Consider the following 22187-nt stretch of genomic DNA (forward strand, 5'->3'; position numbering starts at 1 on the left):
GTTCGACAGGAACCACGGAAGGGGGCCACGGCGATGGTGCGGGCCAGGAGCGAGGAGCGGCGCGCGGACATCCTGCGCGCGGCCCTCGAGGTGATCGCCGAGCGCGGCTACCGGGGCGCCTCCCTCGGCGCCGTCGCCGAGCGGGTCGGGCTGACGCAGCAGGGTCTGCTGCACTACTTCCCGACCAAGGAGACCCTGCTCGTCGCCGTTCTCGCGGAGCGCGACAAGTGGGACACGAGCGGGGCGGGGTCGCGCGAGGGCTGGCGGCTCGATCTGATCGACTCGCTCGTCGAGTACAACGCGATGCGGCCGGGGATCGTGCAGACCTTCTCGGCGCTGCTCGGCGAGAGCGTGACCGACGGCCACCCGGCGCGGGAGTTCTTCACCGAGCGGTACGCCCAGGTCCGCGCCGAGATGGCGAACGTGCTGCGGCTGGAGTTCGGCGAGCGTCTGCCGTCCGGGCTGACCCCGGAGCGGGCGGCGCCGATCCTGACGGCCGTGATGGACGGACTGCAGTACCAGTGGCTGCTCGACCCGACGGCGGTGGACATGCCGGGGGCCTTCCGGGACTTCCTGCGCCTGCTGTACGGGGGCGACAAGTGAGGGCGCCGTAGCGGAAGTTACAGGTGGGGCGGGATACTGCGCGGGCCGGTTCCCGACCCGACGGAGGGCTCGCCTGTGCTGTCCCGGATACGTCATGCCTCGCTCGGTCTCGCGCTGATCACCGCCACGCTCGTCGTGGCGACGCCTCCCGCCTCCGCCGCCGGCGGCACGGTCGAGGAGGCCCGACTCGACCGTGCCGTGCCCCAGGAGATCCTGCGGCGCGGCGGATTCGACTCCATGGCACCGGAGTTCGCCAGGGCGCTCGCGGGCGCCGCGTCGTACGAGGAGGCCGAGCGCGCGGTCGTACGGCATGGGGAGCGGCTCTGGCGGGACGCGGTGGACCGGGCGCAGGAGCGTCGCGTACGGGGCGACCTGAGCCGGGACGACGACCGGCCGCTGTACTGGGCACGGCTCGCCATGACCCGCGAACTGCGCGGATGGCAGGCCGAGTTCCCGCTCGACGAGGCGCAGCGGACCCGGCTGCTCGACCGGCTCGAACGCTCCTCGCGCGGCCAGGACTCGATCCGCTTCCCGGCCGGTACGTCCGGCAAGGGCGTGAAGCGGATCCTCATGACCGGCTTCGACCCGTTCACGCTCGACCGGGACGTCCGCATCAGCAACCCCTCCGGGGCCACGGCTCTCGCCCTGGACGGCACCTGGATCCGCACGGCGGACGGAAGCCTCGCCCGGATCGAGACCGCCGTCTTCCCCGTCCGCTGGCAGGACTTCGCCGACGGCACCGTCGAGCGGACCCTGCGGGGCCAGCTGCCGAAGGTGGATCTCTTCACCACGGTCAGCCAGGGCCGGATCGGCCGCTTCGACATCGAACGGTTCAACGGGGCCTGGCGCGGAGGCTTCCCCGACAACCAGAACCTCTCGCGCACGGAGACCGTCCCGGTCGCCGACGCGGCCACGCAGCCCCAGTGGACCGCGACCACCCTCCCGTACCGCGCGATCGTCGCCGCGAGCACCGGGCGCTTCCCGGTGTACGACAACACGGCGGTGACCGAGATCCCGGCCGGGGCGAGCGCTCCCGTGGCCCGCCCGGACGGGCCGACACCGGGCTCCACGGCCCGTTCGGGCGGCGGCGGGAACTATCTCTCCAACGAGATCGCCTACCGCGCGACCCTGCTGCGCGACCGGCTCGGCCTACGGGAGCTGCCCGGCGGCCATGTCCACACCCCGGTCCTGGAGTTCGGCGCGGGCAACACGGACCCGGCGACGGGCGCGATCACGGACCCGGAGTTCGTACGCAACCGGCTGGACATCATCGCCCAGGTCAGGGCGGTCATCGCCGTCGCCGCTTCCCAGCCCGCCGGGAACGGGTGATGATGGCGGTCATGATCGTCGCAGCAGCGCAGTTCGCCCCGGTCGCCGGGGACATCGACGCCAACGTCCGTACCATCGCCCGGCTGATCAGGGCGGCGGGCGCCGAGGGCGCCCGGCTGGTCGTCTTCGCCGAGCTCTGTCTGACCGGCTACGAGCCGAGCCTGATCAGGGACACCCCCGCTCTCGTGCTCTCCGAGGAGGACGAGCGCCTCGAGCCCCTCCGGGAGGCCTGCCGCGCGGTCGGCGCGGCGGCCGTCGTCAACGGGCCGGCGGGTACGGCGGCGCAGGGGCGGCCCGGTATCGCCTCGCTGGTGATCGGGCCGGAGGGCGCGCTGCTCACCCGCTACGACAAGCAGCATCTGTACGGCGTCGAGGCGGAGGTCTTCGCGCCGGGCACCGCCGACGGCCGCTTCGTACTCGACGGCGTGCGGTTCGCGACCGCCACCTGCTACGACAACCGCTTCCCGGAACTCGCGGAGCGGGCCGCCGCCGACGGCTGCGCGGTCTATCTCGCGAGTTCGGTCCTGGCCGCCGACAACGACTCGTTCGAGAAGGTGTATCCGGTACGGGCCCGGGACTTCGGTCTGTACGTGGTGCTCGGCAACGCGCTCGGACCGAACGAGGACGGCGTGGCCTGCGGCGCCGCGGGAGCCTGGGGCCCGGACGGCGAGCGGATCGCCGACGCGGGCCCGGAGGGCGAGGGTTTCGTCCTGGCCGAGGTCGCCGGCCGGACGGGGGCTGAGCGCCGGTAGGGCGCTAGGACAGGCCCTGGCCGAGGGTCCGTTCCACCGCCGCGTAGGTGATGCCGTGGTCGGCCAGGGTCTCGGCGACGACACCCGGACGGGCCGTCAGGGCCAGCAGCAGGTGTTCGTCGCCGATCGCCTTCTCGCGACGGCCGAGGCAGATCCGCAAGGACCGCTCCAGAACGCTCTTGGCCTCGCGCGTGAAGGACGGCCTTCCGGAGCGACGACCGCGCTCCTCGCGGTCGTCGGCGAGCGCGCCCGGCCCGTGGGCCTCCTCGACACGGGCGACGATCTCCGGCACGTCGATGCCGAGCCCGGCCAGTGCCTCCGTGTCGGCCTTCGACAGGCCGGCCCGGCGCCGGGCGTCGGCGAGGGCCTCCTCCAGCGAGGTGCGGCGGTCCGCCGCACCCAGGGCTCGCAGCGCGAAGGCGGCCTTGGTGCCCTCCGCTTCGAGCAGCGCGAGCAGCAGATGCTCCTCGGTGACCACGGGGGCACCTTGGCGCTGGGCCTGGCCCACCGCGCCGGTCACCACCGTCCGGGCGTCCTTCGTGAAGCGCTCGAACATCAATGCCTCCCGTACTTCTTGTGCACGGCCTGGCGGCTCACGCCCAGCTCCGCCGCGATCTCCTGCCACGACCAGCCCTGGGCGCGGGCGCTGCGCACCTGGACGGCTTCCAGCTGTTCGAGGAGCCGCCTCAGGGCGGAGACGGCGCGCAGGCCGACGCGGGGATCGCGATCCCCCGCCCGTGCGGCCAGATCGGTTGCATCGGTCATGATGTCAACCTACGTTGACACCCTCCGCGTGTCAACCTTGATTGACACGCGGAGGGTGTGAGCGGCGGCGGGCCGGTGAGGCGGGCGCTGCTAGACGCCCCGGTAGGGGGCCTTCGACATCGGTACGCCTGTCGGGGCGGGGTCCTGGGACTCCCCCTCGTCCTCGCCCGTGCGGGCCTCGCCCGTCAGCTCCCTGGCCATCAGCGTCGCGCCCGCGACCGCGCCCGGCATCAGGAACACGGCCACGAACGGCACCAGGAACGACAGGGTCAGAGGGACGCCGAAGCCCAGGGTCAGCATGCGGCGGCCGCGCAGCATGCGCAGACGGTCCTTCAGTTCGACCCTGCGGCGCTGAAGGGCGACGGCGGTCAGCTCCTCGGCGAGGAAGAAGCCGGAGACGCAGAAGCCGATCACCGGGACGACGGTCTGGCCGACGACGGGGATGAAGCCGCAGGCGAAGAGCAGCACACCGTAGAACGCGACCCGCAGCACGACCTTGAGGCTGTCGCGCGCCGAGATCCACAACTCGCGCCAGAGCGGCAGGCCCGACTCGGGGACCTCGCCGCCCTCGGTGCGGTCGACCTGCTCGGACAGCGACTCGTAGAAGGGCTGGCCGACGAGCAGGGTCACGGCGGTGAAGGTGATGACCGCGAGGAAGAGCCCGAAGGCGAAGACGAGGGCGGTCAGGGCGCCACGGAAGAGCCCCTGCCAGGGGGAGGTCCAGTCGTCGGCGAAGGGGGTCGCCCAGGCCGTCAGGTCGTCGGCGCCGTATCCGAGGCCGACGAGCGCGCCGACGTACAGCACGAGGGTCACGAGCCCCGGCAGCAGCCCGAACCCGAACCACCGGCCGTGTCGGCCCACCCACTTCTGACCCTGTACCAGATAACCGAAACCGGCCCCGAAATCACGCATGGGGATCACCCTATCGGGCCCCCACCGGAGGCCCTCTTGTTGTCGGGGGCACGACAGGGTAGACCCCTGCGTACTGATCACTCACGGAGGTTGCGTACGTATGGCGAAACCCGGACCCGTCCTGATCACCACCCTCTGCGGCACGCTCCTCGGCGCGTTGGCCCTCACCGCGCTGCCGGCGAGCGCCGCGCCCGGCCGGGCGCAGGAGCCCGGTCCCGTACGCGAAGGGGGCGGGCGGGACACCTCGTCCGCGCCGCCGCGCACCTTCTCGGCGCGCTCCCCCGCCCTGACGGACTCCCCTCTCCGCCGGGACGGCGGCTACCCGCGGCGTACCACCCTCGCGGTCCCGCCCGCCGACCCGGCCGACAAGTCGATCAAGCTCGGCCTCGCTCCGTACCACTCCCTCGCCCCGCGTCTCAACGCGCTGCAGAAGCTGGGCGACCGGGTGAGCGTCGAGGTCGCCGGGCGTTCGGCGGGCGGGCACGAGCTGTATCTGGTCACCGTCACCGCCCCGGAGAGCGCCCGGGAGACCCGCGAGCAGGAGCGGATGCGCGAGCGCATCGAGAACGCGCCCGCCGCCGCGGCCAAGGACACCCGCCTCAAGGCCGCGTACAAGACGCCCGTCTTCATCAACAACAACATCCACGGCAACGAGTGGGAGGGCACGGACGCGGCCCTGGAGCTCATCGAGGAGCTGGCCACCGCCACCGACCGCAAGACCGCCGGGCTGCTCGCGCGGACCCGGGTGTACCTGAACGTGACGGCCAACCCGGACGGCCGGATCGCCGGAACCCGCGCCAACGGCAACGGCTTCGACCTCAACCGGGACTTCGTCACGGCCTCGCAGCCCGAGGCGCGCGCCATCCGGCGGATCGCCATCGACAAGCAGCCGGCCGTGATGCTGGATCTGCACGGGTACGTCAACGGCACCCTGATCGAGCCGACGACCCCGCCGCACGGCGAGAACTACGAGTACGACCTGTTCCTGAAGCACTCCTACGCCAACGCGCTCGGCATGGAGAAGGCCGTCAACGGTCTCGGCTACACGCCCGCGAAGGACGGGGTCCGGCCGGCGGTCATCCCCTTCCGCGACGAGAAGGAGGGCTGGGACGACTGGCCGCCGATCTTCACCCCGCAGTACATGCCGTTCCAGGGCGCGGTGGCCGCGCACACCATCGAGTTCCCGATGACGGTGAACAACCAGGCCTACGACACGCTGCCGGAGGCCGAGCTGCGGCGCCGGGCGGCGATCAACGTCGACATCGCGGGCGCGGCGATGCGTGCCACGCTCGACCACACGGACACGCATCGCGCGTCGGTGCTCGCCGACCAGATCGAGACGTTCCGGCGGGGCGCGTCGGGCGAGGCGCAGCGGCCGGTGTCCGAGGAGACCGTGCCGGGGGTGCCGGGGATCGGCCCGGAGGACGTCTACACGACCACCTTCCCGCGCGCGTACGTCATCCCGGCGGGGCGCTCGCAGAGGTCGGCGGTGGCGGCCGCGCGACTGGTGGACCATCTGGTCGCCAACGACGTGCGGGTCGGGCGGACCGCCGAAGGCTCGTACGTCGTCGACATGCGCCAGCCCAAGCGCGGGATGGCGAACGTGATCCTGGCGGAGGGCCGGGACATCAGCGCGGACGTGTCGACGATGTACGACATCTCCGGCTGGAGCCTCGGGCTGCTGTGGGGCGCGACCGTACGGAAGGTCGAGCACGGTCCGGTGCCCCCCGTGGTGCGCACGGTCCACGCGGCGGCCCCCACGGGCTCGGTCGCGCCCTTCGGGGACCTGCTACTGCGGCTCGACGACCCGAAGGAGCTGGCCGCGGTCAACGCGCTGCTTGCGCAGGGGGTGAAGGTGCGCCGGACGGCCGACGGCTCGGCGGTGGTGCCCGCGTCGGCCCGGGGCGCGGCGCGGGTGCTCGCGGACCGGTACGGGGTGGTGTTCCGGGCCACGAAGGAGCGGGGCACGGCGCCGCTGGAACGGACCAGGGTCGCGGCCTCGGTGTCGGCCGGTGAGCTGTTCGCGCTGCGCGAGATGGGCTTCGAGGTCGTACCGGTCTCGACGGAGATCCTGAACGCGGGCTTCGACTGGTCGGCGGCGCGGGTGCTGTTCGTGTCGCGGGGGCTGGAGTACGGGGAGCTCACCCCGGCCGCGCGGGAGGCGCTGCGGGCGAGCGGCGCGGGTGTGGTGGGTGTCGGCCCGGCGGGCGCGGCGTTCAACGCGGCGGCGGGGCTGCTCCCGGCCACGGCCGTGGCGGGCAACGGGGACGCGAACGGCGTGGTGACGGTCCGCAACGCGGGCGGTGCGGTCACCGGCGGCGCTCCCGGGCACAGCTTCGTCTACTCGCCGCTGTGGTTCACCGGGCTGGGGGCGGGGGTGCGGACCGATCAGTCGTACGCGGCGGCCGATCCGCTCGTCTCCGGGCACTGGCGGGCCGGGGCCGACGGCCGGGGTGGTCCGGCGGACGCGGCCGGGCGGGCGTCGGTGATCAGCGGGACGGCGGTGCATGGCGCGCCGGTGGTCCTCTTCGGCACGGAGCCGCTCTTCCGTGACCACCCGAAGGGTGTGTTCGCGCAGGTCGGGCGGGCTCTGCTGGTGCGGTGACGCGAGAGGGCCGCACCCCGGTCGGTCGGGGTGCGGCCCTCATCAAGCGTACGCGCAAAAATCAGACGGCGAGCTCGACCGTGATGTTGCCGCGGGTCGCCTTGGAGTACGGGCAGACCTGGTGGGCCTTCTCGATCAGGCTCTTCGCGGTCTCGGCGTCCACGTTCGGGATGGTCGCCGAGATCTTGACGATGATCCCGAAGCCGTCGTCGTTCTTGCCGATGCCGACCTCGGCGGTGACCGTCGAGCCCGAGATGTCGGCGCTCTCGTTGCGGGCCACGACGCCCAGCGCGCCCTGGAAGCAGGCGCTGTAACCGGCGGCGAAGAGCTGCTCCGGGTTGGTGCCCGCGCCGGAGCCGCCCATGGCCTTCGGCGGGTTCACGACGACGTCGAGCTGGCCGTCGTCCGTGGCGACACGGCCGTCGCGCCCGTTCTCGGCGGTGGCGATGGCGGTGTACAGGACGTCGGACTGCTGTATGGACATCTGCGTCTTCCTTCTGCTGGTTCGCCGCGACTCGCGCCCACGATCGCGACGGCTGAGGGAAGACTAGCGGGTCGCCGAAACGATCATCTTTCCGGTGTTCTCCCCGCGGAGCAGGCCGAGGAAGGCTTCCACGCCGTTCTCGATGCCCTCGACGAAGGTCTCGCCGTACTTCAGCTCGCCGGAGCGCAGCCAGCCGCCGACCTCCTCGACGAACTGCTGCTGCATGCCGTAGTGGTCGCCGACGAGGACGCCCTGGAGGCGCAGCCGCTTGCCGATGATCATGGCCATGTTGCGCGGGCCCGGCACCGGCTCGGTGTCGTTGTACTGCGCGATCATGCCGCAGATGGTGGCGCGACCGTGCACGTTGAGCGAGGAGATCGCGGCTTCGAGGTGGTCACCGCCGACGTTGTCGAAGTAGACGTCGATGCCGTCCGGGGCGGCCGCGCGGAGCTGGTCCTTGACCGGGCCGTTCTTGTAGTTGAAGGCGGCGTCGAAGCCGTACTCCTCCACCAGGAGCTTGACCTTCTCGTCGGAGCCGGCCGAGCCGATGACCCGGGAGGCGCCCTTGAGCTTCGCCATCTGGCCGACCTGGCTGCCGACGGCGCCGGCGGCGCCGGAGACGAAGACGGCGTCGCCCTCCTTGAAGGAGGCGACCTCGAAGAGACCGGCGTAGGCGGTCAGGCCCGTCATGCCGAGGACGCCGAGGTAGCTGGAGAGGGGCGCGAGCTCCGGGTCGACCTTCGTGGCGTGCTGGGCGGGCACATCGGCGTACTCACGCCAGCCGAGGCCGTGCAGGACGTGGTCGCCGACGGCGAAGCCCTCCGCGTTCGACGCGATGACCTCGCCGACCGCGCCGCCGTCCATGGGGTGGTCGAGCTTGAACGGCGGGATGTAGGACTTCACGTCGTTCATCCGGCCGCGCATGTACGGATCGACGGAGAAGTGCAGGTTCCTGACCAGGATCCGGCCCTCCGCGGGCGCGGTGACGGGGGTCTCACGGAGCGCGAAGTCCGCGGGGGTGGGCCAGCCGTGCGGACGGGCGACAAGGTGCCACTCACGGCTGGACGTGGGAAGTGCGGACATCGGTACAACCTCCTGGAAACAGAAAATTACTTCACTACCTGAAACAACCATGCGCCTGGATATTTCATGTTGTCAAGTATCTGGGTACGATGGATCCCATGGCCACCTCACGCACAGACCCCCTGACCCTCGAAGTCGTCGAGCTGATCGGCACGGTCGTGGCGCGGTACCACCAGGAGTACGAGCAGGCTGCCGCGGAGCACACGCTCACCGGCGCCCAGGCCCGGGTGCTCGGGCTCCTCTCCCTGGAGCCGGTCCCGATGCGGAAGATCGCCCAGAAGCTGCAGTGCGAGCCGTCGAACGTCACGGGAATCGTCGACCGGCTCGAATCGCGCGGCCTGGTGGAGCGCCGCCCCGACCCGGCCGACCGCCGCGTCAAGCTGGCCGCGCCCACGCCGGAGGGGCTGGACACCGCGCACCGGCTGCGGGAGTCGCTGGACTTCGCGCGCGAGCCGCTCGGGCAGCTCACGGAGGTCGAGCGGACGCTGCTGCGGGATCTGCTGAAGCGGATGCTGGGCGAGGACGTGCTCTAGCGCCGACCTCGGCGACCTACCAGCAGATGAAGAGCCAGCAGGTCGGCTCGGGGCTCGGCGTGGGCGTCGGTGTCGTCGGCGCGGGCGGACCGCCCGGCGGCGTCGCCGTCGGGCTGCCGCTGCCCGTGGCGGTCGGCGTGGGACCGGGCTGCGACGCGGACGGCGAACCGGTCGGCGGGGCGCTCGACGGATCCCCCTGACCGCCGCCCGCGCCCTGGCCACCCCCGCTTCCGGAGCCGTTCCCGCCCCCGGATCCGCCGGATTCCTGGCCCGGTATGCCCGTGTGGCCGGGCGCGGGCGCGTCCGAGTCCTTGGGGGCGGCGGACTTCGTCACCTCGATCGGGGTCGTCCCGTCCGGCGGCGTGGCAGTCTCCGAAGGCACCGGCGGCAGCGAGGTCTCGACGACCTCCTCCTCCTGTACGGCGGTGGCGGCACCGCCCTCGTCCGGGGGCTCCAGGGCCAGCTTGGCCATGCTCAGCGCGCCCGCCGCGAGGACGAGACCGAGCGTGCCCACCAGGACGTTGCGCCCCTTGCGGCTGCGCGCCCGCCGGCTGCGGCGGGCACCGGCCCGACCGGACGCCGCGCCACGGCGCGCGGCACGACCGCCCGGGGCGCTCGCACGCGGCGGCTCCAGCGGGTCCAGTTCGTAGACGTACTCCGCCCGCTCGTCGTGCTCGACACGCCCACCGTGCTCGACGTACTCGACGCGCTCGACGCGCTCGGGCGCGACGGCGCGCGCGGCCGGCTGAGGGGTCTCGTACCGCAGCTCCTCGACGGGGGTCCCGCATCCGGCGCAGGCAAGTGCGCCGTTGAGGTGCCGTCGGCACTGGTGGCAGTAGTCCATGGCTGCCGCAGAGTATGTGTCGACAGGACACCGGAGGTAGGCGGGAACGTGAGGATCCTGTGAGGAAACCCCAGGTCGTCGGCGTGTCGTCGCGATTCTCCCGCTTCGGGCAGGATGGGCTCATGACACCGTCCGAGCCTTTCGGGCCACGCGAGTTCCAGCTCGTCCTGCTGCGCCGTATGGCCGACCACCAGCCGGATCTGGTCGAGGACGCGCTCCGGCGGCTGGGGGCGACCCGGGCCGAGTCGCGTGAGGCGAACCGGCGCTGGCAGGCGTGGACCCATGCCCGCCGGGGCCCCGGCGAACTGGCCCGCTACCGCTCGGTCCTGGGCGAGCCCGTGGCCCGCCGCGCGGTCCCCGAGCTCGGCGCCGAACTCCTGGAGTGGGAGCTTCCGCTCTGGCCGGCGCTGCGCTGGCAGGTGATCGTGGGAGCGTCCGGCGGCCCCGCCGCGCGCGGCCGTCGTACCGCGTCGGCGGTCTGGGGCAGCGGGCTGGTCCGCGCCCCCGGCTCCCCCGTGCCCGAGCTGCGCACCGAGGCCGATCTCCTGCCCTGGAGCTGCACCATCGCCGAGGTCGGCAACGCCTTCCCGCCGTCCCGGGCCCGGGACGGCAGCGCACCCACCCGGCTGCGCCTGGACTTCACCCTCCCCGACGGAACCCCGCGCGCCGCCGAGTTCACCTGGGGCCTGCTGCAACGCCTGCTCTGAGCGCGGCCCACACCGCCGCCGCCGAACCGGTGGGCATGTGCGACGCCGACCGGGTGGGCACGTGCCGCCGAGCCGGTCGGCATGTGCGACGCCGCCGGGCGAGCCCCGCCGGCACCGGAGCCGTCACGGCCCTGCCATACCCGCGAGCGGAACCGCACGGCCTCCGCACCCGACCCCGCACTGACCCGCCGTCAGGTGGACCGCACCCCCGGGCGGCTCAGCCCAGCGCGCGCTGCGCCGGTGCCGGTCGCACGATGCGATCAGAACGCCGGAACAGGACGGCGTACCACCTCGCTCCGTGCCAGCACCGCACTCCGGAGGATCAGCCGTGACCGTCAGCCTTGAGCAGCTGCGCCGTTGCCATGTCGCCGTCGACCTGGGGGCCGCCCGCACCCGCGTCTTCGTCAAGGGCGCCGGACTCGTCGTCGACGAGCCGAGCGTCGCCGCTGTGAACACCCGTACCGGCGCGCTGATCGCCGTCGGCGCGCTGGCCGAGAAGATGACCGGCCGCACACCCGACTACATCCGCGTCGCCCGCCCCGTCTCCGGCGGCACCGTCGTCGACATCGAGATGGCCCAGCGGATGCTCCGCCACCTCCTCGGCGAGAAGCTCCGCCGCCAGCTGCGCCGCAAGCCCCGGCTGCGCGCCGCCGCCTGCACCCCGCACGACAGCGACCCGCTCGCCCAGCGCGCCGCCGTGGAGACCCTCGTCGGGCTCGGCGCCCGGCGGGTGGAGCTGGTCGACACCCTGATCGCGGCGGCCGTGGGCTGCGGACTCCCCGTCGAGCAGCCCACCGCGACCATGATCATGGTCTGCGGGGCGGCGACCACGCAGGTCGCCGTCCTCTCGCTGGGTTCCATCGTCACCGCCCAGCGGATCCCGGTGGGCGGCGATGCGATCGACCACGCGGTCATCCAGCACCTGCGCCACCAGCACGAGCTGATGCTCCCCAGCCAGTCCGTCCGCCCGCTGCAACTCGCCCTCAGCGGCAACGGCCTGACCCTTCAGGGTCCGACCTCCACCGAGATCCACGGCCGCGACGTGGCCACCGGCCTCGCCCGTTCGGTGACCGTCGACACCGCCGCCGTACGCGAGGCGATCCACACCCCGCTGACCGCCGTGCTCGACGGCATCGGCAAGATCCTGCGGGAGTGCCCGCCCGACCTCGTGGCCGACCTCGCCGAGCGCGGCATCATGATGGTCGGCGGCAGCGCCCTGCTCCCCGGGCTCGACCAGATGCTCCGCGAGGCGACCGGGATGCCGGTGCACATCGCCGAGCGGCCGGACGTGTGCGCGATCCTCGGGCTCGGCGCGATGCTGGAGGGCAAGATCCAGCCGATGGTCCTCGACCCGCTGTCCGACTCGGAATGATCACTCCATTCCGCCCCTTTGTACGACAATGAGCCCATGTCACTCATGGACCAGGCCGACGAACCGGCACCCCGTCTGCCGATGCTGCTGGAAGCGGTCCTGAGTGTCGGCACCGATCTCGAACTGCGGGTCACGCTCCAGCACATCGTGGACTCCGCCGCCGAACTGACCGGCGCCCGCTACGGAGCGCTCGGGGTCGTCGACCCCGAGCGCCACCGGCTCACCGAGCTGTTCACCGCCGGGATGACGGAGGCCGAGCGGCGACGCATCCCCCGGCTCCCCGACGGACACACGGGGCTCCTCGGCGTCCTGATCCAGGACCCGCAGCCGCTGCGGATCGACGACCTGACGGCCGATCCGCGCTCGAGCGGGGTCCCGGAGGGCCACCCGGCGATGCGCTCGTTCCTCGGCGTGCCCATCCGCGTCCACACCGAGGTCTTCGGCAATCTCTATCTCACCGAGAAGCGCGGGGGGCCGTTCACCGAGGAGGACCTCGCCCTGCTGCGGGTCCTCGCCTCCCAGGCCGGGATCGCCATCGGCAACGCCCGGCTGTACGAGACCGCCCGGCAGCGCGAGCGCTGGATCGAGGGCGCCGCCGCGGTGACGACGGCCCTGCTCGCCGGGGAACCGGCGGCGGACGCCCTGATGACGGTCGCCGAGCGGGCGCGGCTGCTCGCGGACGCCTCGGCCGGCGTCGTCCTGCAGCCCACCGAGCAGGGCGGGATGGAGATCGTCGCGGCCTCGACGGTGGACGACCCGGGCGATCTGGTCGGGACGACGATCGCGCCCGGTTCACCGGTCCTGGCACAACTGCTCGGCGGTGAACCGGTGTTCGTCGAGGACTCGGCCACCGATCCGCGGATGACCACCCACGTACGCTCGCGGTTCGGGCCCTCGATGATGCTGCCGCTGCAGAGCGGCGGCCGCCTCATCGGCACCCTCGCTCTCCCCCGGCGGCGCGGCGGGCGACCGTACACGGCGGTGGACCGCCTGCTCGCCTCGCAGTTCGCCTCCCAGGCCGCGCTGGCCCTGGTCCTGGCGGACGCGCAGCACAACCGGGAACAGCTGGCGGTGTACAAGGACCGCGACCGGATCGCCCGCGACCTGCACGACCTCGTCGTACAGCGACTGTTCGCCACCGAGATGATGCTGGAGTCGACCCGGCGGCGGGCGGCGGAGTCCACCGACGAGAACGCGCTGCTCGGGCAGGCGGTGGACGAGCTGGACTCCACGATCCAGGAGGTACGGACGACCATCTTCGCCCTCCAGCAGCCGCCCGCCGACGCGCCGACGACCTTCCGGGGGCGCGTGCTGCGCGAGACGGGCGGCGCGGCGGTCCTGCTGGGCTTCCCGCCCTCGGTGCATTTCTCGGGCGCCGTCGACACCCTGATCGCCGACGCCGACGCCGAGCTGCTCCTCGCCGCGCTGCGCGGCGCGCTGGCTGCGGCCTACCGCCGGCCGGGCGTCACGGCGATCACGGTCGAGGTGGCGGCGACCCAGGAGGGCCCGCACCTGGTGGTGGCGGACGACGGCCGGCCGCCCACGACGGTGAACTGGCCGTAGGGTCTGTCCGGCGGCCCCGGCCACGATCCGCCGGACAGTCCCTGGCCGGCGCACTCACACCCCGGCCCCGGATGGCCCAATCCGGCGCGCTCCGTCCGGCGTCGCGACCTTGACTGGTCAGGTGGACACCCTCGAGAAGCCCTCCGGCGCCGCCTACCGGAACCTCGTCATGGCCACGATCGGCTTCGCGCTCACCTTCTGGGCGTGGGACCTGATCGCACCGTTGGCCGGTTCGTACGGAGACCGGCTGAAGCTCAGCTCCTTCGAGCAGTCGCTGCTCGTCGCCATCCCGGTCCTGGTGGGCTCGCTGGGCCGGATCCCGGCCGGCGCGCTCACCGACCGCTACGGCGCCAAGGTGATGTTCCCGCTGGTGTCGGCGCTCACGATCGTGCCCGTCCTGCTGCTGATCCCGGCGAAGAACTCGTACGGCGCGATGCTGGCCGTCGGTTTCCTCCTCGGCCTCGGCGGCACGACCTTCGCCATCGGCATCCCGCTGGTCAACTCCTGGTTCCCGCCTGCCAAACGGGGCCTGGCGCTCGGTGTCTTCGGCATGGGCATGGGCGGTGTGGCGCTCTCCGGCTACTTCACACCGCGCATCGCCAAGCACGGGGAGAACCTGCCGTTCGTCGTCGTCGCGATCGCGCTCGCCGCGTACGCCGTCCTGGCCGTGTTCCTGATCACCGACCGCCCCGACCGGCCGGTCCCCACGGCCTCCCTCGCGACGCGGCTGGGCAAGGCGGGCCGGCTGCGGGTGACCTGGGAGCTGTCGGCGCTGTACGCGATCGGCTTCGGCGGCATCGTTGCGTTCGGGGTGTACCTGCCGACGTATCTGAAGACCTGGTACGAGCTCGACCCGACCGACGCCGGCACCAAGGCCGCCGGATTCGCGCTGGTCACGGTCGTCTTCCGGCCGATCGGCGGCTGGCTCTCGGACCGGATCCACCCGGCCCTCGTCACCGCCGCCGCGCTCGGTTTCGTCGCGCTCCTCGCCATCGTGCAGGCCTTCGACCCGCCGCTGAACCCGGGCGGCACGATCGCCCTGCTGTGCATGGCGGCCGGACTCGGCACGGCGAGCGGCTCGGTGTTCGCGCTGGTCTCCCAGGTCACCCCGCAGCCGCAGGTCGGCAGTGTCACCGGCATCGTCGGCGCGATGGGCGGGCTCGGCGGTTTCGTGCCGCCGCTGGTGATGGGCGCGATCTACAGCGCCAAGGACTCCTATTCGATCGGCTTCATGCTCCTGTCCGACCTGGCGCTCGCCGGCTGCGTGTACGCGTACGGGCGGATGCGGACGATCCGGCCGACGGAGGAGAGCGGCGCCGGCCCGGCCCCGGAGGTGAGCAAGGTCGCAGCGCGCCGCACCTGACGGGCGAGAAGAATGCCTCTCGGCATCCCGCTACGCGAGGAGGACGACCGTTGAGCGCGCTCTTCCCGGCCCTGGTGGCCGGCTCGGACCGGCCCGCACTGCGTTTCGGCGCGGACGCCCTGACCTACGGCGAACTGGCCGCCGCCGCGAGCGAGCAGGCCGCGCGGATCAAGGACGCGGGCCGGGTGGCCGTCTGGGCGACCCCCACCGAGCGGACCGCGGTCGCCGTGGTGGCCGCGCTGCTGGCCGGCGTACCGGCGATCCCGCTCAACCCGCGCACCGGGGAGCGGGAGTTGGCGCACATCATCGGGGACAGCGCCCCGGGCGCGGTCCTGGCGGGCGCGGCGGACGACCTGCCGGCGGGGCTCGCTGGGCTGCCACGGATCGACGTGGAGGTGCGGGGACCGCGCGGGGCCGTCCGGCCCGGCGGCGACGGAATGCGGGACGCGGCCGGACGTGCCGGCCGGCACGAGGCCGACGCGGCCGTCCGGCCCGGCGGGGCGGGGGGAGGGTCGGTGGTCGTCGAAGGCGGCGGCGCCGGACCCGAGTCGCCCGCGCTGATCGTCTACACCTCCGGCACCACCGGGCCGCCCAAGGGTGTCGTCCTCTCCCGCCGTGCGATCGCCGCCTCTCTCGACGCCCTGGAGGACGCCTGGGCGTGGACCGCGGACGACGTCCTCGTCCACGCGCTGCCGCTCTTCCACGTCCACGGCCTGATACTGGGGATCCTCGGCCCGCTGCGGCGCGGCGGATCGGTCCGGCACCTCGGCGCGTTCTCGGTGGCGGGCGTGGCCCGTGAGCTCGGTGCGGGCGGCGGCACGATGCTGTTCGGCGTACCGACGATGTACCACCGGATCGCGGACGCTCTGGCCGACGATCCGGCGCTGGTACGGGCGCTGGCCGAGGCGCGGCTGCTGGTCTCCGGCTCGGCGGCGCTGCCGGTCCACGACCACGAGCGGATCACGGCGGCGACGGGCCGGACGGTGATCGAGCGGTACGGCATGACCGAGACGCTGATGAACACCTCCGTCCCCGTGGGCTCCGAGCCCCGGCCGGGGTCTGTCGGGCTCCCGCTCCACGGTGTGGAGCTGCGCCTGGTGGAGGAGGACGGCACGGAGCTCGGGGCGTACGACGGGGAGAGCGTCGGCGAGATCCAGGTCAGGGGCCCGAACCTGTTCAGCGCGTATCTGAACCGGCCGGACGCGACGGCGGCCGCGTTCGACGGGGACTGGTTCCGCACCGGGGACATGGCGGTACGGGAACCCGACGGGTACGTACGGATCGTGGGCCGCAAGGCCACGGACCTGATCAAGAGCGGCGGTTACAAGATCGGCGCGGGCGAGATAGAAAACGCGCTCCTGGACCACCCCGCGGTGCGGGAGGCCGCGGTGACCGGTGCCCCGGACCCCGACCTCGGGGAGCGCATCGTGGCCTGGGTGGTGCCGGCGGACGCGGAGAAGCCGCCGACGGCCGAGGAGTTGGCGGACCATGTCGCCGGGCTGCTCGCCCCGCACAAGCGCCCGCGCACCGTCCACTTCCTGCGCGCGCTGCCCCGCAACGACATGGGCAAGCTTCTGAAGAAGGCGCTCCCGGAGGCCCTCCATGGCTGAACGCCGCACGGCCCGCGAGGCCATCGCGCTGGTCACCGACGACTTCACCCCGCTGCGGACCCCCGCCACCGACGTGCCGGCGCTCCCGGACGGGCCGATCGGCTGGGCCGGGTACGACGCCGCACGCGCGCGTGCCGCCGGGAAGACCGGCGAGGAGGAGTCCGTCCTGTACGGCACGGCGAGGATCGGCGGTCACCGCGTGGTCCTGGTCGCCTTCGAGTTCGGCTTCCTCGGCGGCTCGCTCGGGCGGGCGGCCGGGGACCGGCTCGTCGCCGCGTACCGCACGGCCGTCGCCGACCGGATCCCGCTGGTCTCGCTCGTGGCGACGGGCGGCAGCCGGATGCAGGAGGGCATGATCGCCCTCGCCCAGCTCCAGCGCGTGGCGGAGGCGACCGTACGGCTGCGGAGGGCCGGGGTCCCGCATGTCACGGTCCTGCGCGACCCGTCCACCGGCGGCGGCTGGGCGACGGTCGGCGCGGGCGCGGACGTCGTGCTCGCGCTCCCCTCGGCCCAGGTGGCGTTCGCCGGCTCGCGGGTCCGCCCACAGGACGCCGACCCGGCCGCGTACACGGCCGAGAGCCAGTGGGAGCACGGCCATGTGGACGCACTCGTCGCCCCGTCGGCCCTGCGGTCGACCCTCTCCCTGTGGCTACGCCTACTGACGGGCGGCACCGAGCCCGACGGCCTGCGGCCTGGGGAGTCACCCGGGGCCGAGCCCGGCGAACCGTCCGGGGACCTGACGGGCGGCGCGCCCGGCGCACCACCCGGGGCCACGGCCAGGGAGCCGTCCGGGGCAATGGCCGGCGGCGCGCCCGGCGGGACGACCGACGACGCGCCGCACCCGGCGCCCGCGCCCGCTCCCCCGCCCCGCGCGCTCGCGGAAGTCGCCCCGCCCGGCACCGGGTGGGAGGCCGTCGTACGGGCCCGGGGCGGCGACCGGCCGCGCGCCGGGGCCTATCTGGACGCGTACTTCACCGCGCGGGCGACCGTCCGCGGGGACCGGGCCGGCGGGGTGGACGCCGGGGTCGAGTGCGGGTTCGGGCTTCATGAGGGTCGGACCGTCGCGTACGCCGCGCAGGACGGCTCGGCGACCCGCCCGGCGGGTTTCCGGACCGTCGCACGGCTCGTGCGGCTCGCGGACCGGCTCGGGATCCCCGTGCTCACGCTGATCGACACGCCCGGCGCCGCCAACGACGCCGAGGCCGAGCGGGCCGGGGCGGGCCCGGCGATCGCGGACGCGTTCACCGCGGTCGCCGAGGCGCGAGTCCCGGTGACGTCGCTCCTGGTCGGCGAGGGCGGTTCGGGCGGTGCACTGGCGCTGGCCGCGCGGGACAACACCTGGGCCACGCCCGACGGTTACTTCTCCGTCATCGCCCCGGAGCTCGCCTCGGCGATCCTCAAGCGGACACCCGAGCAGGCCCCGGCCACCGCCGACCAGCTCCGGCTGCGGCCTCAGGACCTGGTGGAGCTGGGGATCGTGCGCGGGATCGTCGGGCAGCACGAAGCCCCCTCGGCGTGAGGGGGCTTCGTGCTGGCTCGTGAAACGATCAGTCACCCTGGCAGGCGCTGAAGTCGCCGCAGACGAAGATCGTGACGTCCACGGGACCGTGCTCCACCAAGTACACGTCGCTGTCGCCGTACTCGGGGTCCTCGTGAGCGAGGGCCATACCGGAGCCGGCGAGAACGGCGGCGGCGGCCAGGGCGAGCGTGGCAATGGTCTTGCGCATGAAAACCTCCTGATGAGCGGGGTTGCTCACCTCGGAGCCTGGCCGTGGCATAGGACAGCGGCAAACGCTGACGGGCGTTCGGGGCACGGGGTGACCCATCCGAGGGGTCGTCACCCGGCAGTCGGGCGGGCGCTCCAGGGCATGCCCCGGGGTGCCCGCCGGCCGTCGGTCCGCGCTACTTCACCCCCACCGCCCGGATGATCTCCTGCTTGACCGCGCCACCGCGGTCGTCGGACGCACCCGCCCGGAAGGAGACGTACTGCGCGCCGTCCGGCACCCGCAGCTCACCCGTCCAGGACGCGGCGCGCCACGACTTCTTGAGGGCGACCTTCTGCCAGGTCCTGCCGTCGTCGTACGAGACCTCCAGCGCGCCGCCGCCGATCGTGCCGGTGTCGGGCGCGCCCTTCACGTACTCCGCCGAGATCCCGACCGGCACCCGGCTTCCGCCGCGCACATCGCCCTTGAGGTCGGTGTCGACGTCGAAGCCGAGGTTGATCAGCGGGAGGAAGGTGGAGCGGTCCTCCGGGGTCTCCTTGGAGCGGAAGGTCCACTCGGCGTGGCCCTTGGTCGACAGCCGCCAGCGCGCCGGGTCGAGCGTGGTGTCGGTGACGACCTTGAACTCGGCCTCCTCCGCCGGGGCGTCCCAGGCGTAGGCACCGGAACTCATCCTGCGGTCGACGCGGGTCCCGTTCACGTACACCTCGGTGAACTGGGTCATCGAGTCGTCGCTCCACACGTTCCCGAAGCCGGTGTGGTCGGGGCCGGAGTCGCCCCAGCCGGGGGTGTTGAACCGAAGGCTGTTGCCGGTCCGCTCCTGGCCCCAGCCGAGCCCGGTGCCGAGCCACGGGTGCCAGACGGGCTTGAACCACTCGCGGTGCGTCGTGCTGTCCGGCCGGTAGGAAACGATTCCGCCGCGCTGTTCGAGGGAGTCCGCGAGGTCGACCGACTCGTGCCAGCCCTGGCCACGGCCGGTGGAGACGTACTCGGTGCGCTCGGTCGGGAAGGCGATGTACTCCTTGAATCCGAAGCCGATCGGGAAGGTGTCGGTGATCGAGTAGCGGAACTCGCCGCCGAGCTCCTTCTTGCCCGTGGGCATGTGGAACGTGGAGCGGATGGTGGCCAGTTCGTCCTCGTCGGGCCGGAAGACGAGACCGTCGGCCGGGATCGCGCCGGGGTGGCCCTCGGAGAGGTCGTAGACGTACGAGGGGTACGGCGTGCCGGTCAGGTCGACGCTCTGTCCGCGCGCGGCGGCCGAGGCCAGCCGGGCGCCGTCGGCGGCGTTGACGGTGCCGACGGTCAGCGGCCGTTCCTGGAAGTCGGCGGTGCCGAACCAGGTGTTCAGCCGGCCCCGAGCGTCGTCCGTGACGAACAGGAACGCGGCGCCCGCGTCCTGGGCGATCTGCGCGATCTCGACGGGCGTCAGTGCCCCGGCGCGGACCAGAACGGCCTTGCCCTTCACGTCCTTGCCCGCGTACTCGGCGGCGGTTCCGGTGCCCGCGTCGACGAGCGCGCGCCGCGACTGGCCGTTGAGGGGGGCCGTGCCGGGCTGCCGGACGATCTCGGAGAGCCGGCCGCCGTCCGTGCCGGCCTCAATGCCTGGCGTGCCGAGCCGCCAGACCGTGCGGTACTCGAAGCTTCCGGTGGCGGGCTTGGCCGTCGGCGCGGCGAAGATCGAGTCGTACTTGATCGGCACCCGGACGGCGCCCCCGTAGGAGGCCCCGTTGGCGTCCCGGTCGAACTCCATCAGGAGCTGGCGAGTCTGGGTCCGCTTGTCGACCTCGGCCCGGATCTCCTTCAGCTGCCGTCCGTCGAGGGTGATCTCGCGGTCGCGGTCGAGGACGATCTCCGGGTCGGTGAGGAAGCCGAGGCCGAGCGAGTCCTTGCCCTTGGAGCCGTGCACGTCGAGGAAGGTGTCGACGGTGTACGTGCCGGGCTTCAGGCGCAGTTCGAGGGTGCCGGACTCGCCGACGATCGCCGGGAACGGGTCGGAGCCCTCTGCCAGGCGCTGGACGCCCAGGTAGGCCGGGGTCGGGGCGCCGTCCCGGTCCTTGACGTGGACGGTGAGGGTGTAGCGCTCCTCCTCCTTCACCAGGCCGAGCGCGGTGTGCGCGACCGGCGTGCCGGCGGCCAAGGCGACGATCCGGCCGGAGGAGTTGCCGACCGGGGCCTTTGTGCCGTCGCTGGTGACCGTGGTCTGCGCGGTGCCGTGGGCCGGGACGGTCAGCCTCGTATCGGCGAGGGTCGCGACGCCCGCGGGCATCCCCTCGACGGCGAGGTTCAACTCCACGGCGGCGTCGGAGTGGTTGGAGTACGTGACGGTCTGCGTGACCGGCTTGTTCGCCTCGTACGGCCAGGCGAAGAAGCCCAGGTCGGCGGAGCCGGTGGCGGTGACGTTCGCGGCGATCGCGGCGGCCACGTCGACCCGGCCGGCGCCGAGCGCGTAGGCGGAGTCGGTGAGCGTCTTCGACGAGGACATCAGGGCGTTCTTGAGCTGCGCGCCGGTCCAGTCGGGGTGCTGCTCGGCGAGGAGCGCGGCGACACCGGCGACGTGCGGGGTCGCCATCGACGTACCGCTCATGGAGGTGTAGAGGCCGCTGCCGGAGACCAGCTGGGAGCGGGCGGCCAGGATGTCGACACCGGGCGCGGAGAGGTCGGGCTTGAGGGCCTGGTCGCCGAAGCGCGGCCCCTGGCTGGTGAAGTACGCGGCCTCGTCGGCGGAATCGACGGCGCCGATGGTCAGCGCGGAGTCGGCGGCGCCGGGCGAGCCGATGGAGCCGGGGGCGCCGCTGTTGCCGGCGGCGATGACGAACAGCGCGCCGGTCTCGGCGGTGAGGGTGTTCACGGCCTGGGCCATCGGGTCGGTGCCGTCACTGGCCTCACGCGAACCGAGGCTCATGGAGACGATCTTCGCGTCGATGTCCTTGGCGGCCCACTCCATGCCGGCGATGATCTCGGACTCGCTGCCGGAACCCTCGTCGCTGAGCACCTTGCCGACGGCGAGGGTCGCGCCGGGCGCGACACCCTTCTCCGCGGCGCCCTCGGAACCGGCGCCGCTGCCGCCGACGGTGGAGGCGACGTGCGTGCCGTGGCCGTTGCGGTCGGCGACCTCCTGTCCCTCGATGAACGACTTCGACTCGGCGACCCGGCCGGCGAGGTCGGGGTGGGTGAGGTCGGCGCCGGTGTCGAGGACGGCGACCTTGACACCCTTGCCGGTGAGTCCGGCCTCCCACGCCTTGGCCGTGCCGATCTGGGCGTTGGACTGGGCCATGGTGGCCTCGACCCGGCCGTCCAGCCAGACCTTCCCGCCCGCCGAGCGCGTGGTGGGCGAGGTGAACGACCGCCAGAACGCGGCCGGATCCGTCGCCTCCACCGCCGCGCCGCCGATGCTGGGCAGCGCGCGGACGGTCTCGGTGCCGTGCGGCGCGGCGGCGCGTGCGCCCTTGCCGTACGTGACGATCAGCGGCAGCTCGTCCGTGAGGCCCTGCTCGATGAGGCCGCTGACGTCGAACAGCCGCTTGTCCAGGACACCGGATGCCAGGTAGGGGCGGGCCTCGTCGGGGACGACGGTGATCTGCCCGTCGGATATGTCGCTGCGTACGGCTCCGGTCGCGCCCTTGGCCCGGTCGACGGTGACGGTCTTCCTGCCGCCGCCCAGTTCGGTGACGGTGACCCGGTCGCCGGTGACGAGCGTGACGGTGGCGCTTTGGGCCGCGGCGCCCTTGAAGGTGTCGGGTACGGCGGGGGCGGTGGTCCCCCCGGCAGCGGCGGTCTGCCCTGCCGAGAGCAGCACCAGGGAGATGCCGGCGGCGAGCAGCCCGGCCCTTCCTCCTGCGGAAGGTCTGATCATCGACGCACTCCTCGACACCCGGGGGAAGGGGTGGTTCCGGGCGTCGCCGAGGAGTCTGTTCCTGACGGAGGCGGTTGAATACGGAACG

The 22187-nt window shown here is 73.0% G+C and carries 19 protein-coding genes; 11 read left to right on the plus strand and 8 right to left on the minus strand.

Translation table 11 applies throughout. The features are described from left to right. The first annotated feature begins 33 nt into the window (after positions 1-33). The 3 genes from ACFV9D_RS08500 to ACFV9D_RS08510 all read left to right on the plus strand — a co-directional run bounded on the left by ACFV9D_RS08500 (position 34) and on the right by ACFV9D_RS08510 (position 2684). The gene (locus tag ACFV9D_RS08500; protein ID WP_385142892.1) at positions 34-603 is read left to right on the plus strand and encodes a TetR/AcrR family transcriptional regulator; all 570 of its coding nucleotides are present in this window, start codon (positions 34-36) and stop codon (positions 601-603) included. Between the two features lie 78 nt (positions 604-681). Continuing rightward, positions 682-1932, plus strand: a complete 1251-nt coding sequence (locus ACFV9D_RS08505; protein ID WP_385143214.1) for a pyroglutamyl peptidase — start codon at positions 682-684, stop codon at positions 1930-1932. Between the two features lie 11 nt (positions 1933-1943). After that, on the plus strand, positions 1944-2684 hold the full coding sequence (locus ACFV9D_RS08510) for a carbon-nitrogen hydrolase family protein (RefSeq protein ID WP_385142894.1): 741 nt from the start codon (positions 1944-1946) through the stop codon (positions 2682-2684). 4 nt (positions 2685-2688) lie between these two features. On the opposite strand, the gene ACFV9D_RS08515 is transcribed toward ACFV9D_RS08510, so the two are convergent. From ACFV9D_RS08515 to ACFV9D_RS08525, 3 genes are all read right to left on the minus strand, one after another. Continuing rightward, positions 2689-3240, minus strand: a complete 552-nt coding sequence (locus ACFV9D_RS08515; protein ID WP_385142896.1) for a Clp protease N-terminal domain-containing protein — start codon at positions 3238-3240, stop codon at positions 2689-2691. Continuing rightward, positions 3240-3449 carry a helix-turn-helix domain-containing protein gene (locus tag ACFV9D_RS08520; RefSeq protein WP_315894318.1) on the minus strand — a complete coding sequence of 70 codons (210 nt, stop codon included), beginning with the start codon at positions 3447-3449 and terminating at the stop codon, positions 3240-3242. The genes ACFV9D_RS08515 and ACFV9D_RS08520 overlap by 1 nt, the downstream gene beginning before the upstream one ends. A gap of 90 nt (positions 3450-3539) precedes the next feature. Beyond that, the gene (locus ACFV9D_RS08525) at positions 3540-4361 is read right to left on the minus strand and encodes an EI24 domain-containing protein (protein ID WP_385142899.1); all 822 of its coding nucleotides are present in this window, start codon (positions 4359-4361) and stop codon (positions 3540-3542) included. A gap of 100 nt (positions 4362-4461) precedes the next feature. Between ACFV9D_RS08525 and ACFV9D_RS08530 the strand changes: the two genes are divergently transcribed. Further along, on the plus strand, positions 4462-6966 hold the full coding sequence (locus tag ACFV9D_RS08530) for a M14 family zinc carboxypeptidase (protein WP_385142902.1): 2505 nt from the start codon (positions 4462-4464) through the stop codon (positions 6964-6966). A 61-nt stretch (positions 6967-7027) separates the two neighbouring features. Here the strand turns inward: ACFV9D_RS08530 and ACFV9D_RS08535 are convergent, their stop codons facing one another. Both ACFV9D_RS08535 and ACFV9D_RS08540 read right to left on the minus strand, forming a co-directional pair. Continuing rightward, positions 7028-7450, minus strand: a complete 423-nt coding sequence (locus ACFV9D_RS08535; protein WP_385142905.1) for an organic hydroperoxide resistance protein — start codon at positions 7448-7450, stop codon at positions 7028-7030. A 63-nt stretch (positions 7451-7513) separates the two neighbouring features. Continuing rightward, positions 7514-8533: an NADP-dependent oxidoreductase gene (locus ACFV9D_RS08540; protein WP_385142908.1), complete on the minus strand. Its 1020-nt coding sequence runs from the start codon at positions 8531-8533 to the stop codon at positions 7514-7516. Between the two features lie 98 nt (positions 8534-8631). Between ACFV9D_RS08540 and ACFV9D_RS08545 the strand changes: the two genes are divergently transcribed. Continuing rightward, positions 8632-9066, plus strand: a complete 435-nt coding sequence (locus ACFV9D_RS08545; protein ID WP_385142911.1) for a MarR family winged helix-turn-helix transcriptional regulator — start codon at positions 8632-8634, stop codon at positions 9064-9066. Between the two features lie 16 nt (positions 9067-9082). Here the strand turns inward: ACFV9D_RS08545 and ACFV9D_RS08550 are convergent, their stop codons facing one another. After that, positions 9083-9910, minus strand: a complete 828-nt coding sequence (locus ACFV9D_RS08550) for a hypothetical protein (protein ID WP_385142913.1) — start codon at positions 9908-9910, stop codon at positions 9083-9085. Between the two features lie 122 nt (positions 9911-10032). Here ACFV9D_RS08550 and ACFV9D_RS08555 point away from each other — a divergent pair, with 122 nt between their 5' ends. The 6 genes from ACFV9D_RS08555 to ACFV9D_RS08580 all read left to right on the plus strand — a co-directional run bounded on the left by ACFV9D_RS08555 (position 10033) and on the right by ACFV9D_RS08580 (position 18044). After that, entirely contained in the window at positions 10033-10617 is a 585-nt protein-coding gene (locus ACFV9D_RS08555) for a hypothetical protein (protein WP_385142916.1), read from the plus strand. Between the two features lie 328 nt (positions 10618-10945). After that, the gene (locus tag ACFV9D_RS08560) at positions 10946-11989 is read left to right on the plus strand and encodes a rod shape-determining protein (RefSeq protein ID WP_385142918.1); all 1044 of its coding nucleotides are present in this window, start codon (positions 10946-10948) and stop codon (positions 11987-11989) included. 36 nt (positions 11990-12025) lie between these two features. Beyond that, the gene (locus tag ACFV9D_RS08565) at positions 12026-13552 is read left to right on the plus strand and encodes a GAF domain-containing protein (RefSeq protein ID WP_385142921.1); all 1527 of its coding nucleotides are present in this window, start codon (positions 12026-12028) and stop codon (positions 13550-13552) included. A gap of 169 nt (positions 13553-13721) precedes the next feature. Then, positions 13722-14915, plus strand: a complete 1194-nt coding sequence (locus ACFV9D_RS08570) for an MFS transporter (RefSeq protein WP_385143216.1) — start codon at positions 13722-13724, stop codon at positions 14913-14915. Between the two features lie 50 nt (positions 14916-14965). Next, entirely contained in the window at positions 14966-16525 is a 1560-nt protein-coding gene (locus ACFV9D_RS08575; protein ID WP_385142923.1) for an acyl-CoA synthetase, read from the plus strand. Further along, positions 16518-18044, plus strand: coding sequence for a carboxyl transferase domain-containing protein (locus ACFV9D_RS08580; RefSeq protein ID WP_385142926.1), 1527 nt, complete (start codon positions 16518-16520; stop codon positions 18042-18044). The genes ACFV9D_RS08575 and ACFV9D_RS08580 overlap by 8 nt, the downstream gene beginning before the upstream one ends. 28 nt (positions 18045-18072) lie before the next feature. Here ACFV9D_RS08580 and ACFV9D_RS08585 read toward each other — a convergent pair whose 3' ends face one another. Both ACFV9D_RS08585 and ACFV9D_RS08590 read right to left on the minus strand, forming a co-directional pair. Further along, positions 18073-18252: a hypothetical protein gene (locus ACFV9D_RS08585; RefSeq protein WP_385142928.1), complete on the minus strand. Its 180-nt coding sequence runs from the start codon at positions 18250-18252 to the stop codon at positions 18073-18075. A gap of 175 nt (positions 18253-18427) precedes the next feature. Further along, the gene (locus ACFV9D_RS08590) at positions 18428-22099 is read right to left on the minus strand and encodes a S8 family serine peptidase (RefSeq protein ID WP_385142931.1); all 3672 of its coding nucleotides are present in this window, start codon (positions 22097-22099) and stop codon (positions 18428-18430) included. Between the last annotated feature and the right edge of the window lie 88 nt (positions 22100-22187).

Source organism: Streptomyces sp. NPDC059875 (assembly GCF_042731085.1).
Taxonomy (GTDB): Bacteria; Actinomycetota; Actinomycetes; order Streptomycetales; family Streptomycetaceae; genus Streptomyces.